The organism is Pseudomonas sp. MYb118, assembly GCF_040947875.1.
Lineage (GTDB): Bacteria > Pseudomonadota > Gammaproteobacteria > Pseudomonadales > Pseudomonadaceae > Aquipseudomonas.
Genome location: NZ_JBFRXN010000003.1, coordinates 778375 through 793182, shown reverse-complemented (window position 1 = coordinate 793182; position 14808 = coordinate 778375). Strand labels below are relative to the sequence as shown.

Below are 14808 nucleotides of genomic sequence, written 5' to 3'. Positions count from 1 at the left end.
TTCATTAATCTACGCATCCACAGGCATGCCCCATGACTTCCAGTTCACCGCTGTCGCGTTCCAGAATCCGCCCTGCCCGCCTCCCCCTGAACCTGCTGAGCCTGGCCATCGCCCTGAGCGCCATGGCGCCGATGCACAGCGCATTGGCCGCCGACGCCGCCCAGACCGAGGCCACCCGCAACTACGCCATTGCGCCCGGCTCCCTGGCCAGTGTGTTGGCGCAGTTCGCCGCGCAATCGGGCGTGCTGCTGTCCTTTGACACCAGCACGCTCAATAACCAGCAAAGCGCCGGCCTGCAAGGCAACTACAGCGTGCAGTCCGGTTTCGCCCAACTGTTGCAGGGCAGCGGTTTCTCGTTGATCAACACCGGCGCCGACAGCTACACCGTGGCGCCGCAGGTGGATAACGGCTCGGCGCTGGAACTGGGCGCCACCACGGTCAACGGCATCGCCCAGGACGCCGAGGTCTACTCCGGCGGCCAGGTGGCCAAGACCGCGCGCCTGGGCGTGCTGGGCAATCGCAGCATCAATGACGTGCCGTTCAGCGTGGTCAGCTACACCGCCAAGACCATCCAGGACCAGCAGGCGCGGACCGTCGGCGATGTGCTGCTCAACGATGCGTCGGTGCGCCAGTCCGCCGGTTTCGGCAACTTTTCCCAGGTGTTCACCATTCGCGGCCTGCCGCTGACCACCGACGACATTTCCTATAACGGCCTGTACGGCGTGCTGCCACGGCAAATCATCACCACCGAAGCGCTGGAGCGCGTTGAGCTGTTCAAGGGCCCGAACGCCTTCATCAATGGTGTGGCGCCCGGCGGCAGCGGCATTGGCGGCAGCGTCAACCTGGTGCCCAAGCGCGCCCAGGACACCCCGACCCGCAGCGTGACCCTCGATTACGCCAGTGACAATCAGGTTGGCGGGCACATCGACCTGGGTCAGCGCTTCGGTGAAGACAACCGCTTCGGCGCACGGGTGAACCTGGCCAGGCACGGTGGCGATACGGCGATTGATAATGAGTCGAAAAGCTCGCAACTGATCGCCGTGGGCCTGGACTATCGCGGTGATCGCCTGCGCATTTCCACGGACCTGGGCTACCAGAAAGAGCGCATCAATAACGGTCGCGCCGTGGTCTATCCCAACGGCACCAAGGTCCCGCGCGTGCCTTCGGCCAAAGACAACTACGCCCAGGACTGGAGTTGGTCGGAGCTGGAAGACACCTACGGCATGGTCAACGCCGAGTACGATCTCAACGATAACTGGACGGCCTACGTCGGCGGCGGCGCCAAGCATACCCGGGAAAACGGCGTGTATTCTTCGCTCTATGTGGGCAATGATGGCAGCGCCAAGGTTGGCTTCCTCTACCCGCCCCATGACGAAGACAACAAGAGCGCAATCGCCGGCTTGAACGGCCACTTTGCCACCGGCCCGGTCACTCACCAGATGAATTTCGGCCTGTCCGGCACCTGGGGTGAACAGCGCTCGGCGTTCGAGTCGATCACGGCACTCAACCGACCCAATGGCAACCTGTACAACCCGGTGCAGGTGCCACGCCCGACCAACACCTATTTCGGCAGCGATCTGCATGACCCGCGCATCGTCGGCAAGAACCGCATCAAGAGTGCCGCGGTCTCCGATACCCTGGGCTTCATCGACGACCGCGTGCTGCTGACGCTGGGCGTACGTCGTCAGACCATCGAAGTGGATTCCTGGAACACCACCAGTGGTAAACGTAACCCAAGCTACGATAAGTCGATCACCACTCCGGTTTACGGGCTGGTGATCAAACCGTGGGAGCACGTGTCGTTTTACGCCAACCGCATTGAAGGCTTGCAGCAAGGCCCGACGGCACCAGCCAGCGGTGTAACTAACCCGAGCCAACCCTTCGCACCCAACCGCACCAAGCAGACCGAAGCTGGCGTCAAGCTTGACTGGGACAGCTTCGGCGCGACGCTGGGTGTGTACCGCATCGAGATGCCCAACAGCTCGACATCGACGCTGGTCGGCAACCGCCTGCCGACCTTCAGCGTCGATGGTGAGCAAATCAACAAGGGTGTGGAGTTGAACGTGTTCGGCGAACCGCTGGACGGCCTGCGCTTGCTGGCCGGGGCGACTTGGATGGACACCGAGCAGAAGAAGACCTCCAACGGCGTCAACGACGGCAACCGTGCCGCCGGCGTGCCGCGCTTCCAGTACAACCTGGGCGCGGATTGGGATGTGCCGGGCATTCAGGGCGCAGCGCTGAGCGGTCGCCTGTTGCGCACCGGAGGCGAGTACGTCAACGCGGCCAACACCTTGAACATCCCGGCCTGGACTCGCGTGGACCTGGGTGCACGGTATGGTTTCAAGGCGGACGACAAGTACATCACCCTGCGCGCCAACGTCGAGAACGTGGCGAACAAGGCGTACTGGTCCTCGGCTTCGACGGCCAACAACTACCTGACCCAGGGTGAGCCGCGTACGCTGAAATTGTCGGCGACCGTGGATTTCTAAACCCTGCCCTGCCTAATCCCTGTGGGAGCGAGCCTGCTCGCGATGGTGGTCAACGATGACGCGGGTGGTCTGATGGCCAGCGGTGTCTGGGCCACCATCGCGAGCAAGCTCGCTCCTACAGGGTTCGGTGTTGCTCATTGAAACCGGGACTTGTGGGAGCGGGCTTGCCTGCGATGGTCGTTAACGATGACGTGGGCTGTCTGATGCCCAGCGGTGTCTGGGCCACCATCGCGAGCAAGCTCGCTCCTACAGGGTTCGGTGTTGTTCATTGAAACCGGGACCTGTGGGAGCGAGCTTGCCCGCGATGGTCGTTAACGATGACGCGGATCGTCTGATGTTCAGCGGTGTCTGGGCCACCATCGCGAGCAAGCTCGCTCCTACAGGGTTCGGTGTTGTTCATTGAAACCGGGACCTGTGGGAGCGGGCTTGCTCGCGATGGTCGTTAATGATGACGCAGGTCGTCTGATACCCCGCGATGGGTCAAGGACGGGGCATTGCAATGTCTCGGTCAAGATAGGGCTTCAAGCTGTCCTGGGCCTTTGCCGTGAAGCAACAGGTTCTGCCGGCCTGAAAAATGATCACACCCTCTTCAGCCAGGCGCCTGAGCACTTCTCGCACACTGACGATGGAAATCTCACCCGAGCACAAACGCGCATGCACTCCGCTTGTGCCGATGAAACGTCCCTCTCGTTCAGCCTCGATCAACGTCTTGATCACCTCAAGGCGAAAAAGACTGGTGCGCAGGCCATGCAAGCGCAGCAGTTCACGGATGTGACCGTTCACACCACGATCGGATGCTGAACCCGGTTGCTTCGCCTTCGCAACGCAAAGATCAGAGGTAAAAGCCCGATTTATCGACATGCGTAACCTCATCCCTGAATGATAAGGGCAGGTGTCGACCCCAGCGTCGCACCTGCCCCGCCTCGCTTAGAAATCGACCGTGGCCGACAACTGCAAGGTCCGCGGATAACCCGGCGAGAACGCGCCGTATGACGCGACACCCGACCAGTACTCACGATCGAACACGTTCTGCACGGTGGCACGGAATGTCGTCGGCCGACCTTCGATCTTGGTCGCATAACGCGCGCCCGCGTCGAAGCGTGTCCACGAATCCAGCTCCTGGGTGTTCGCCTGGTTCACGTACTGGCTGTCGGTGTAAATGGCCCCACCGGTGAGCGTGAAGCCCTGAAGCCACGGGGTGTCCCATTCGGCCCAGAGGTTGGCCTGCACATCCGGCACACCGACCGGCTTGTTGCCCCGGTTGGCGGCCGTGGCCGAGTCGGTCAACTCGCCATCAAGCAGCGTCACGCCGCCCATCAGGCGCGTGCCCGGCGCGACTTCACCGAACATGCTCAACTCGACACCCCGGTTGCGTTGTTCGGCCTGCACGGAAAACACGTTGCCGGCACCGACTTCGCCGCTGGGTTTCTCGATCTGGAACAGCGCCAGGGTCGTCATGAAGGTGCCGTGCTCGTACTTGACACCAATCTCGTGCTGCTTGGACTCGTAAGGAGCGAAGGTTTCCCCGGCGTTGGCCGCGGTGCCGGGGGCGATGTCGCCCTTGCTCAAGCCTTCGACGTAGTTGTAGTATAGCGAAACGTCTTCCCAGGGCTTGAACACCACACCCACCAGCGGCGTCGTGGCGCTGTCATCGTATTTGGAGCTGACCGCCCCGGTGGCACTGTAGTTGCGAGATTCGATGTCCTGGCGACGCACGCCCAGGGTCAACTGGAAGCGGTCATCGAGGATGGACATGGTGTCGGTCAACGCGACGCCGGACAGTTCCGATTCGGAAATACGCAACACCTTCGGCGAATTGATGTACTGCTTGGGCACATCCACCGGGTGGTAAATGTTCGAACGGATTTCGGTGCCGTTGTTGATCCCGCGGGACAACTCGTCCTGGTACTTGGTCGCCATCACCGTCGTGGTGTGGGTGATCGGCCCTGTAGCGAAGACGCCGCGCATCCCGACATCCGCGGTGGAGCGATCGACGTTGAATTTGTAGTACCCGGGAATGTTGCTGGTGTCGCCGGCCGCGTTGAGGATGCGCGGCACCTGGTCGGACATCCGCTTGACGTCGGACCTGCCGCCGCCGGCATGGGCAAACACGGTGAGCGAATCGCTCAGGTCATATTCGCCACCGAGCAACGCTGATTGCTCCTTGGTGTCCGACCAGCCCCAGTCCTGCGGCAGGTTGGTGCGACCGTTCGGTGCGCCGGGCACTTCGACGCCCGGCGCGATGGTGAACGGCCGCGAAGCCGCCTCAAAACTTTCCTTCTGACTGATGAAATCCAGGTTCAGGCGCAACCGCTCACCTCGGTAATCAAGGGCAATGGCACCAATGCCGACGTCGCGCTGCTGGTGGTCGACAGCGGTGTCGCCACCTTGAAGATTACCGTTGAAACGCACGCCAAACTGGTTTTCGTCACCGAAGCGCCGGCTGACATCCAGGTGACCACCGACCTGGGAGTCTGACGCGTAACTGGCGGTGAAGCGGGTCAGGTCCTCCTCCAGTGGCCGCTTGGGCACGATGTTGATCACACCACCGACACCGCTGTTCGGTGAAATGCCATACATCAGCGCGCCCGGCCCCTTGAGCACTTCGACCCGTTCGGCGTAGTCGGTGAACACCCGGTAATTGGGCGCCACGCCATACACCCCGTCGAACGCCAATTCACCCAGGTTGCCTTCGCCGACCGGGAAACCGCGGATGAAAAACGAATCGACGATGCCGCCCATCTGCCCGGTCGAGCGCACCGAAGGATCGCGCTCCAGCGCATCGGCGACGGTCACCGTTTGCAGGTCGGCCAGGGTCTTGGCGGTGTAACTGGAAACACTGAACGGCGTGTCCATCACGTCCTTGTTACCCATCATGCCCAAGCGCGCACCGCGCGCCACCTGGCCACCGGCAAAGGTTTCCGGCAATGCGGTCGCGGTGTTGTAGCGGGCGTTGATGTTGGTGGTGCCCAGTTCCAGCGCCGGGGCGCGGTCATCCGTCGATGGCCCAGCCGTGCTGCTGGCGGTCTGATCGGCGGCAACGTCTTGTTGCTCGGGGCTGGCGGCCCAGGCGTTGGCGCTTCCTGCGACCAGAACGAAATTCAGCATGGCGGTACGGATGGCGAGTGTTAACACGCGCTCACCACAAGGACGACTGACAACAGGCATGACGTGAGAATCCTTTTCAACGGTGGAAAATGGTAATCACTCTTATTGCCAGTTGAGATCGAAAAAAGTATCACCCTCCTCGCTGTTTTTTTGCGCAATCACGAACGCTGCGCAGATATCCACCAGTGCTGTAGGCGAAGCCTGCGCGTTCGTGGAACACTGCGCGGCTCAATCGTTTGCAGGCTTGTTTGCGAGACTCACCCATGCCCCATGCCGTTGCCCTCCAGCGTTCAAACGTGAGAATCCTGGTTTATCTGTTGTTTACGATCCAGCTCGTGTCCATGGGCGCCATGGAGATGAGCGGCCCGTTCTGGCCGGTCCACCTGCGCGGGCTGACTGCCTCCGAATCGTTCTTCAGTTTCGCCAGCATCGCCGTGTATGTCGGGCCCATGCTGGGCGTCATCCTGACCAGTGCCTTCTGGGGCCGCATCGGTGATCGCTACGGTCACAAGTGGATGATGATTCGGGCCCTGGCCGGTCTGTCGTTGACCCAGCTGGGGCTGGCGCTGGCCAACGACATCTGGGTCATCCTGCTCCTGCGCTTCCTGCAAGGCGCCTTCGCCGGGTACATCGCACCTGCCCAGGCCTATGGCGTCAGCATCGAAGCGCCCTCACGACGGGCACGGCTGTTCGCGATCCTGCAGATTTCGACCAACGTCGGTTCATTGCTGGGTGCGGTGGTCGGCGGGCTGATCCTCGATTACTCAACGTTCTTCTGGATCAATTTGATCGCCGCGGTGCTGTGTGCCGTGTGCACCGTGATCGCGGCGGTCAGCTTGCCGAATGTGCCGCCAGTGAAGAAGGCGCCGGCGGCGGACAACGCAGTGCCCGGCAACGCTTCCACCAGCGTATGGCGCGGCTCGCCCTTGCTGCCGCTGCTGGTGGTGATGGGCATCCTGCTGATGGCGCGGATGCTGCCGCAAACTTCCTTTTCGCTGTATGTCGGCTCGGTGTTCGCCGTCAGCAACTCGGTCACCGGCCTGTGCTACGGCCTGCTGGCGATGGGGTTCATCGTCTCGGCCACCGCCTGGACGCGGTACTTCGAACACTTGAGCCAGGGGCAAACCCTGCAGCGCATCACCTGGGTCGTTGTCGGTTGCGTGCTCATCACCGCCGTGGCGGGCGTTACGCGCAATCCCCTGGTGTTTGTCATCACCTACTTCATCTGGGGCGTCTTGCTCGGTGCAACCACCCCCGTGTTGATGGCGCTGATTTCGAAAACCACTGACAGCTCGCGGCAAGGCCATGTGCTGGGTATCGCCCAGGGTACGGCGCAATTCGCATCGATCAGCGGTATTTGCGCAGGGGGTCTGCTCAGCCAGGCCTACGGTTTGCAATACACCTATCTGTTCGTCTGCCTGGCTTACGGGGTCGCACTGGTGTCGATGGCTGCCTTGCGCTACCTGCCTGCGTTGACCCTGCCCTTGCGGCGTTGATGCCGGTGCCGCAAAGGCAATGACTGTGGCTGCTTGCGCCGTGGTCACGTTGTAATTTAGCATTGGGAATACTTCTCAATTGCATGAATCCCTGCAGCCATGAGCGAATCCCTTCCCGCGAACAATGACAACCACCTGCGCGTGATCGAAGCCCTGTACAGCGGCCACCATGGTTGGCTGTACACCATGCTGAGAAAAAAACTGGGCAACGCCATGGATGCGGCGGACCTGGCGCAGGACACCTTCGCGCGGATCCTGGCCTCGCAGGTCACGGTCATCGAACAGCCCCGCGAGTACCTGAGCTGCGTGGCCAAGGGGATCCTGGTCAACTGGTACCAGCGCAAGGCACTGGAACGCGCCTACCTCGAAGCACTGACCCATTTACCCGAACCGGAGGTCCCGTCGCCGGAACTGCGTTTCCTAGTGCTGGAGACCCTGCACGAAATCGACGCGATGCTCGACACCCTGCCGCCACTGGTCAAGCGCGCGTTCCTGCTCTCGCAACTCAGCGGCCTGAAGTACGACGACATCGCCACGCAACTGGGTGTCTCGCTGATCACTGTCAAACGCTACATGAAGCAAGCTTACGTGCAATGCCTGTTGCTGGTGAATTGAGTGCTTTCCCGTCGCAATGAGCCACAGCTTGACCTTCAGGCCGTAGAAGAAGCCGCCGACTGGTTGATCCGCATGAGCGAGGGCGACCTCTGCGACGCTGACCGTGCACAGTGGGAACAGTGGAAAACCAGCACGCCCGAACGCGTGCTCGCCTGGGACCGCGCGCAACTGTTGCAGGGCAAGTTCGGTGGCCTGTCACCGTCACTGGCGATGGCCACACTGGATCGCCCGGACAGCCCGGGACGTCGAGCGGCCATCGGCAAGCTGGCCTTGATCCTGGCCATCCTGCCGGCCAGTTGGGGCAGCTGGAAACTGGCCGAGTCCCAGCAATGGTCGGCCGACTATCGCACCGCCGTCGGCCAGCGCCGCCAACTCACCCTCGCCGATGGCTCGCAAATCACGCTGAACACCGACACGGCCATCGACGTGCTGTTCGATACCAACCAGCGGCTGATTCACCTGCGCGAAGGTGAAATCCTGGTACAGACCGCACCGGATGTATCACCGCTGGCACGGCCGTTCCTGGTCAGCACCCGCCAGGGCCGGATGCAGGCGCTGGGTACCCGGTTCACCGTGCGCGAGCTCGAACCGCGTACTCACCTTGCGGTGCTGGAAGGCGCCGTGAAGGTTGAACTGGCGGCAAATCACCAGCAAACGCCGCTGATCGTCAACGCCGGGCAACGCACTGATTTTTCCGCGCACACCTTTGGTTCGCTCGCTGCCACCGGGCGCTACGTCGATGCCTGGACGCAAGGCATGTTGATGGCCGACAAGATGCGCCTCGCGGATCTGGTTGGCGAAATGACCCGCTACCACCGCGGATTCCTGCGCCTGGATCCGGCGATCGCCGACCTGCGCATTTCCGGTGCCTATCCCATCGGCGACACCTCGCTCATGTTGAAGATGCTGGCCAAGACCTACCCCATCCAGGTCAGCGGCCATCTCAACGGCTTCTGGGTCATGCTCTCCCCGGCTTGAAGCGACGAAAAAAACACCGCCGTGGGTGATACTTTTTTCGATCTCGACTGGCTATAGGTGAAGAGGTTTTTTTTCGTACTGTCATAGGCTCATCCATCCATGTTCGCTGCACGCCTGCTGCGTCCAGATTTTCAGCTCAGCCCAGTTGTTCGCGCAGCGTTGCTCAGCCTTGTCCTGACGGGTGCTGTTTGCCCCCTCGCCCAGGCCCTGGTGCCTGCGCAACTGGATGACGTGACGGTCAGGGCCTACCGCATTCCCTCCGGGCCGCTCGGTGCGACGCTGTCGAGCTTTGCCGTGGATGCGGGCATTGCGTTGTCGTTCCAGCCTTCCCTGACCGAAGGTCTGGTCAGCCCGGAGTTGGTTGGCAATTACTCGACTCAGCAAGCCGTTGCGATATTGCTCAAGGGCAGCGGCCTGGAAATGGTGCTGGGCAGCGACGGCAGCTACACACTGGTGCCGCGCCGGGTGACGCTGGATGAAACGGCAGTCATTGGCATCGACAAGCGCTCGCAAGTCCTGCCTGCGGTGTATTCCGGTGGGCAGGTCGCCAATGGCGGACGTCTTGGCATGCTGGGCAATACCGATGTGATGGATGCTCCTTTCAGTGTCAGTACCTACACCTCGACGATGATGAAGGACCAGCAGGCGGTGACCGTCGGCGATGCCCTGGAACGCGATTCGTCAGTGCGCTCCACCGGTCAGGCCGGTGGCATCGTCGACTCATTTTTCATCCGTGGCTTTCCCGTTGGCGAAGGCAACCTCGGTGAACTGGCGTTCGACGGCGTGTATGGCGTGGCCCCCAATTACCGCGTGTTCACCGAATACGCCGAACGCATCGAGCTGGTCAAGGGGCCCGGTGCCCTGCTGTATGGCATGTCGCCCAACAATGGGGTCGGCGGCGTCATCAACATCGTGCCCAAACGCTCCCTCGATGAAGACCTGACCCGTTTCACTGCCAGTTACGCCATGGACTCGCAGCTGGGTGGTCACATTGACCTCAGCAGACGCTTTGGCGAGGAGCGTCGACTTGGCGTGCGCATCAACGCCAGCAGTCAAATGGGCGACACGGCGATTGATGATCAGTCACGCCACTTCGACATCGGCGCCATTTCCCTCGACTATCAGGGTGAGCGTCTGCGGACCAGCTTCGATTGGCTCCACCAAAAGGAAAGCTTCGACGCCGCCTCCAGGCCGTTTCTCATTGCCCAAGGGGTGGACATTCCACCTGCCGCCAATGGCCGGACCAACGTGAGTCAGGAATGGGGGTGGTCGAGAACCCGTGACACCTCCGCGTTGTGGAGTGGTGAATACGACCTTGACGATGCGCTGACCGTATTTGCCCACGCCGGCGGAGGTAAGTCGGACGTTGCGCGCATGTCCGACCAGACACCGACCATCACCAATGCGGCCGGTGACACCTCCTCCATCCCCGGCTATTACAAATTCGAAGTCGAGCGCTATACCGTGGACGCAGGCGCGCGCCTGCACTTCGACACCGGGCCGATCAGCCATCGCACCACCGTGCAAGTCAGCCGTTACCGCGATCTCCTGTCCCGGGGAATCATTTCAGGCGCGCCGATCCTGTCGAACATCTATCACCCGACAGATCGCCCGAAACCGGCCATCCCCAAGCCTGATACGCCCAAGGTGTCCGAGAGCGAGCTGACCGGTGTGGCCCTGGCCGACACCCTGTCGGTGCTCGATGAGCGCGTTCAACTCAGCCTGGGCGTGCGCAAGCAGACCATCAAATCCGACAACTACAACGCCGCCGGTGTCGTCACCACCGCCTACGACGACAGTCGTACCACCCCGCTGTTCGGCGCGGTGGTCAAGCCCTGGGAACACGTTTCGATCTATTACAACTACATCGAAGGCCTGAGCAAGGGTGATATCGCACCGTCAACCGCATCGAACGCCGGCCAGATCTTCGCCCCCTACGTTTCCCGCCAGCACGAACTGGGCGTCAAGGTCGACTACGGCACCTTCACTTCGACACTCGCGTTGTTCCAAATCAGCAAACCCAGTGGTGAGTTGGCCTCCGGGGTGTTTTCCGTGCAGGGCGAGCAGCGTAACCGTGGGCTGGAGTTGAATGTGTTCGGCGAAATCGCCCAAGGCACCCGCCTGCTCGCCGGCATGACCCTGCTCGATGCCGAGCTGACCCAGACGGCGGTGGCGGCCAATCGAGGCAATAAACCGGTGGGCGTACCCGAGGTTCAAGCCAATCTCTGGGGCGAATGGGACACGTCCTGGATCGAGGGGCTGACGCTGACCGGCGGCGCGATCCACACCGGCAGCCAGTACGTGAACCAGGCCAACACGCAGAAACTCGATGACTGGACCCGCTTCGATGTCGGCGCGCGCTACACCACCCGCGTCGATGAACGACCGACCACGTTTCGCGCCACCGTGCAGAACGTGTTCGACCACGAGTACTGGTCGGGCGTCGCCTCCTACGGGGCGTTCTCCCAGGGTTCACCGCGCACCCTATTACTGTCGGCAACTGTCGATTTCTGAAACGTTCAGCGCCTGCGGCGGTGCGAACCGTCCCGCGGCCTGACTTTGCAAAGGCTTTGAGCATGGTGATTTTCGATCGACGCAAGCCGGCCCTCGCGGCGCTGCTAATGGCGTGGCTGCTGGGCCTGGCCATGGCGCTTTTCGCTGCGCGCGCCGCAACCGCCGCTGAGGCTGATCCGGCGCTCACCGAGGTGACCGACCTGCTGGGGCGCAAGGTCAAGGTTCACCTGCCGGTCAGGCGCGTCATTCTCGGTGAGGGCCGCCAGCTTTACCTGGTTGCCGCCCTGGATACGCAAAACCCTATCGAGCGCATCGTCGGCTGGCGCAAGGACCTGATCCAGTCGGACCCGGACACCTATGGCGCGTACCTGCGCAAATTCCCCGATATCGCCAAAATCCCCACGTTCGGCGGGTTCGAGGATGGCACCTTCGACATCGAACAGGCCATTTCGCAACGCCCCGACGTCATCATCCTCAACATCGAGGCGCAGCATGCCACCGAGGATGCGCGCTACATCGAGAAGCTCGTTGCCCTGGGCATTCCCGTGGTCTACGTGGATTTTCGCAACAACCCGATCCAGAACACCGAGCCGACCATGCGCCTGTTCGGCCAACTGTTCGGCAAGGCGCAGCGCGCCGAAGCGTTCATCGACTTTCGCAACCAGCAGATTCACCGGGTGACCGATGTCCTGGAGAAACAGCATCCATCGCGACCCAACGTGTTCATCGAGCGCATTGGCGGCTACACCGATGACTGCTGCCTGAGTTTCGGCAATGAGAACTTTGGCCTGTTCGTCGACATGGCCGGTGGCAACAACATCGCCCACAGCATCATCCCCAGCACCTTCGGCCAATTGAACCCCGAGCAGGTCATCGTCGCCAACCCGGCCCATGTGGTGGTCACCACTGCCAACTGGGAAGCCTTTGCACCGGGCGGCCATTGGGTCGGTGTCGGCCCCGGCGCTGACATGGCCGAAGCCAGGAAAAAACTCGCCTGGTACACCCGGCGACCGGCCTACGCCGGCATCAAGGCCCAGGAAAACCAGGCCTTCCACGCCATCTGGCATCAGTTCTACAACAGCCCTTACCAGTTCGTGGCCATCCAGCAGTTGGCCAAATGGTTCCATCCCGAGCTGTTCGCCGACCTTGACCCGGACCAGTCATTTCGCGAGTTGCACGAGCGGTTCCTGCCGGTGCCCTATGAACCGGGTTACTTCGTCAGCCTGCGCCAGCCCGAGGTGAAACCATGACGTCGTTGTCCAATCCGGTGGCCGCACAGCGCGACACCTACCGGCGCCTGGTGCTGCGGAAACGTCTGATCCTGGTCGCGCTGGTGGCGTTGCTGATGTGCAGCGTCCTGCTCGACCTGGCCCTGGGGCCGGCGCGCTATAGCCTCACCGAAGTGCTGGGCGCGCTGTTCTCACCGGACAGCGCCTCACCCCAGGTACGCGTGGTGATGTGGGACATCCGCCTGCCGGTGGCGCTGATGGCGGTCGCTGTCGGCGCGGCGTTGTCGCTGGCCGGTGCGCAGATGCAGACCATCCTCAACAACCCGCTGGCCAGCCCGTTCACCCTGGGCATTTCCGCGGCGGCCGGTTTCGGTGCCGCCCTCGGGCTGGCCTTTGGCGTCGCGCTGTTCCCGCTGGCGGCGCAGTTCATGGTGCCGTTGAACGCGTTCATCATGGCCATGCTCTCGGCGCTACTGATCCACTTCCTGAGCATGCGCCGCGGCGTCACCGCCGAAACCGTGGTGCTGCTGGGCATCGCCCTGGTGTTCACCTTCAATGCGCTGCTGGCGCTGGTGCAATTCTTCGCCACCGAGCAGGCCGTGGCCGCCGTGGTGTTCTGGACCATGGGCAGCCTGACCAAGGCCACCTGGCCGAAACTCGCGGTGATCTGCGTGGTGATCCTCATCACCCTGCCGATTTTCGCCAAACGCGCCTGGGCCTTGACCGCGCTGCGCCTGGGGGACGACAAGGCCGCCAGTTTCGGCATCAACGTGCGCAGCCTGCGCCTGCAGACGCTGATCATGGTCAGCCTGCTCGCCTCGTTCCCGGTGGCGTTCGTTGGCACCATCGGTTTCATCGGCCTGGTCGGCCCGCACATCGCCCGCATGCTGATCGGCGAAGACCAGCGGTTCTTCCTGCCGGCCTCGTTGTTGACCGGTGCATTGATCCTGTCGGCCAGCTCCGTGGTGAGCAAGACCCTGATCCCGGGCGCAATCTTCCCCATAGGCGTGGTCACGTCGCTGATCGGCGTGCCGTTCTTCATTTCCTTGATTCTCAGCGGGAAGAAAAACTCATGGTAAAGCTGCAACTGGAGAACCTCGGCGCCCACTACGGCCAGCGCGAGATCATCAGTAACGTCACCACCGGTACATTTCTCGGCGGCCAGGTGGTGGCCGTGGTCGGGCCGAACGCTGCGGGCAAGTCGACGCTGTTCAAGCGCATGGCCGGTTTGATCGACGGCGCCGGGCAAGTCATCTTGCAGGACTCGGTCAAAGGCGCGGCCGGCATCAGCTACATGCCCCAGGGCTTGAATGCCAGCGCGCGGCTGACGGTCTATGAATCGGTGCTATTGGCACGTAAGCAACTGACCCCGGGCTGGGTCGTGCACGATGATGAATTGAGACTGGTCGACGACATCCTCGCCGCGCTGGGCATCACCGGCCTGTCGTTTCGCAATCTCGGGGAATTGAGCGGTGGTCAGCAGCAATTGGTGTCGATCGCCCAGACGCTGGTGCGCGAGCCGGAAATCCTGCTGATGGACGAACCCACCAGTGCCCTGGACATGTACCGGCAGGTGCAGGTGCTGAACTTCATGCGCACCTTGGCGCGCCAGCGTGAAGTCATAGTGTTCATCGCCATACATGACCTGAACCAGGCGCTGCGCTTTGCCGACCAGGTGCTGGTCATCGCCGATGGCACCGCGCAAGGCAGCGGGCCGAGCAACGAGGTCATCACCCAGCGGATGTTGCGCGACGTGTACAAGGTTGAAGCACGGATCGAGCAATGCAGCCGTGGACTGCACCATATTCTTATCGACGATATCGTCTAGCCCCCTGTAGGAGCGGGCTTGCCCGCGATGGTCGTTAACGATGACGCGGGCTGTCCGATGTCCAGCGGTGCCTGTGCCACCATCGCGAGCAAGCTCGCTCCTACAGGGTTCGGTGTTGTTCATTCAATCCGGGTTTGGCGCTGGACCTGTGGGAGCGAGCCTGCTCGCGATGGTCGTTAACGATAACGCGGGTGGTCTGATGCCCAGCGGTGTCTGGGCCTCCATCGCGAGCAAGCTCGCTCCTACAGGGGGCTGTGTTGTTCATTCAATCCGGGTTTGGCGCTGGACCTGTGGGAGCGAGCCTGCTCGCGATGGTCGTCAACGATAACGAGGGTGGTCTGATGCCCAGCGGTGTCTGGGCCTCCATCGCGAGCGTGCTCGCTCCTACAGGGGGCTGTGTTGTTCACTCAATCCGGGGTTGCCGCTGGATCTGCCTGTCGAAACTAACAGCACCCCTGTCAAAAAATCGCTTATCCGCTCAATTCTCCAATCCCCCGCCTGCCTCGACAAACCGCCTTTCCCCAGCCAAAGCGCTGCTTCCAGCCCCGAAC

The 14808-nt window shown here is 62.0% G+C and carries 10 protein-coding genes; 8 read left to right on the top strand and 2 right to left on the bottom strand.

What is annotated here, in order from left to right:
* Nucleotides 1–32: 32 nt before the first annotated feature.
* Nucleotides 33–2489: a TonB-dependent siderophore receptor gene (locus ABVN20_RS24945; protein WP_368558421.1), complete on the top strand. Its 2457-nt coding sequence runs from the start codon at nt 33–35 to the stop codon at nt 2487–2489.
* A 480-nt stretch (nt 2490–2969) separates the two neighbouring features.
* On the opposite strand, the gene ABVN20_RS24940 is transcribed toward ABVN20_RS24945, so the two are convergent.
* Both ABVN20_RS24940 and ABVN20_RS24935 read right to left on the bottom strand, forming a co-directional pair.
* Complete coding sequence (locus tag ABVN20_RS24940; RefSeq protein ID WP_368558420.1) at nt 2970–3350, bottom strand: fe2+ zn2+ uptake regulation protein; 381 nt, start codon at nt 3348–3350, stop codon at nt 2970–2972.
* A 66-nt stretch (nt 3351–3416) separates the two neighbouring features.
* A complete protein-coding gene (locus tag ABVN20_RS24935) occupies nt 3417–5657 on the bottom strand; it encodes a TonB-dependent receptor (RefSeq protein ID WP_368558419.1) in 2241 nt (746 codons plus the stop codon).
* Nucleotides 5658–5860: 203 nt separating this feature from the next.
* Between ABVN20_RS24935 and ABVN20_RS24930 the strand changes: the two genes are divergently transcribed.
* From ABVN20_RS24930 to ABVN20_RS24900, 7 genes are all read left to right on the top strand, one after another.
* On the top strand, nt 5861–7093 hold the full coding sequence (locus ABVN20_RS24930) for an MFS transporter (RefSeq protein WP_368558418.1): 1233 nt from the start codon (nt 5861–5863) through the stop codon (nt 7091–7093).
* 99 nt (nt 7094–7192) lie between these two features.
* On the top strand, nt 7193–7708 hold the full coding sequence (locus ABVN20_RS24925; RefSeq protein ID WP_368558416.1) for a sigma-70 family RNA polymerase sigma factor: 516 nt from the start codon (nt 7193–7195) through the stop codon (nt 7706–7708).
* Complete coding sequence (locus ABVN20_RS24920) at nt 7709–8686, top strand: FecR domain-containing protein (protein ID WP_368558415.1); 978 nt, start codon at nt 7709–7711, stop codon at nt 8684–8686.
* Nucleotides 8687–8785: 99 nt separating this feature from the next.
* Nucleotides 8786–11200, top strand: a complete 2415-nt coding sequence (locus ABVN20_RS24915) for a TonB-dependent siderophore receptor (RefSeq protein ID WP_368558414.1) — start codon at nt 8786–8788, stop codon at nt 11198–11200.
* Nucleotides 11201–11262: 62 nt separating this feature from the next.
* Nucleotides 11263–12450, top strand: a complete 1188-nt coding sequence (locus ABVN20_RS24910) for an ABC transporter substrate-binding protein (protein ID WP_368558413.1) — start codon at nt 11263–11265, stop codon at nt 12448–12450.
* Complete coding sequence (locus ABVN20_RS24905) at nt 12447–13508, top strand: FecCD family ABC transporter permease (protein WP_368558412.1); 1062 nt, start codon at nt 12447–12449, stop codon at nt 13506–13508. The genes ABVN20_RS24910 and ABVN20_RS24905 overlap by 4 nt, the downstream gene beginning before the upstream one ends.
* A complete protein-coding gene (locus ABVN20_RS24900) occupies nt 13502–14257 on the top strand; it encodes an ABC transporter ATP-binding protein (protein WP_368558411.1) in 756 nt (251 codons plus the stop codon). The genes ABVN20_RS24905 and ABVN20_RS24900 overlap by 7 nt, the downstream gene beginning before the upstream one ends.
* Nucleotides 14258–14808: the final 551 nt, after the last annotated feature.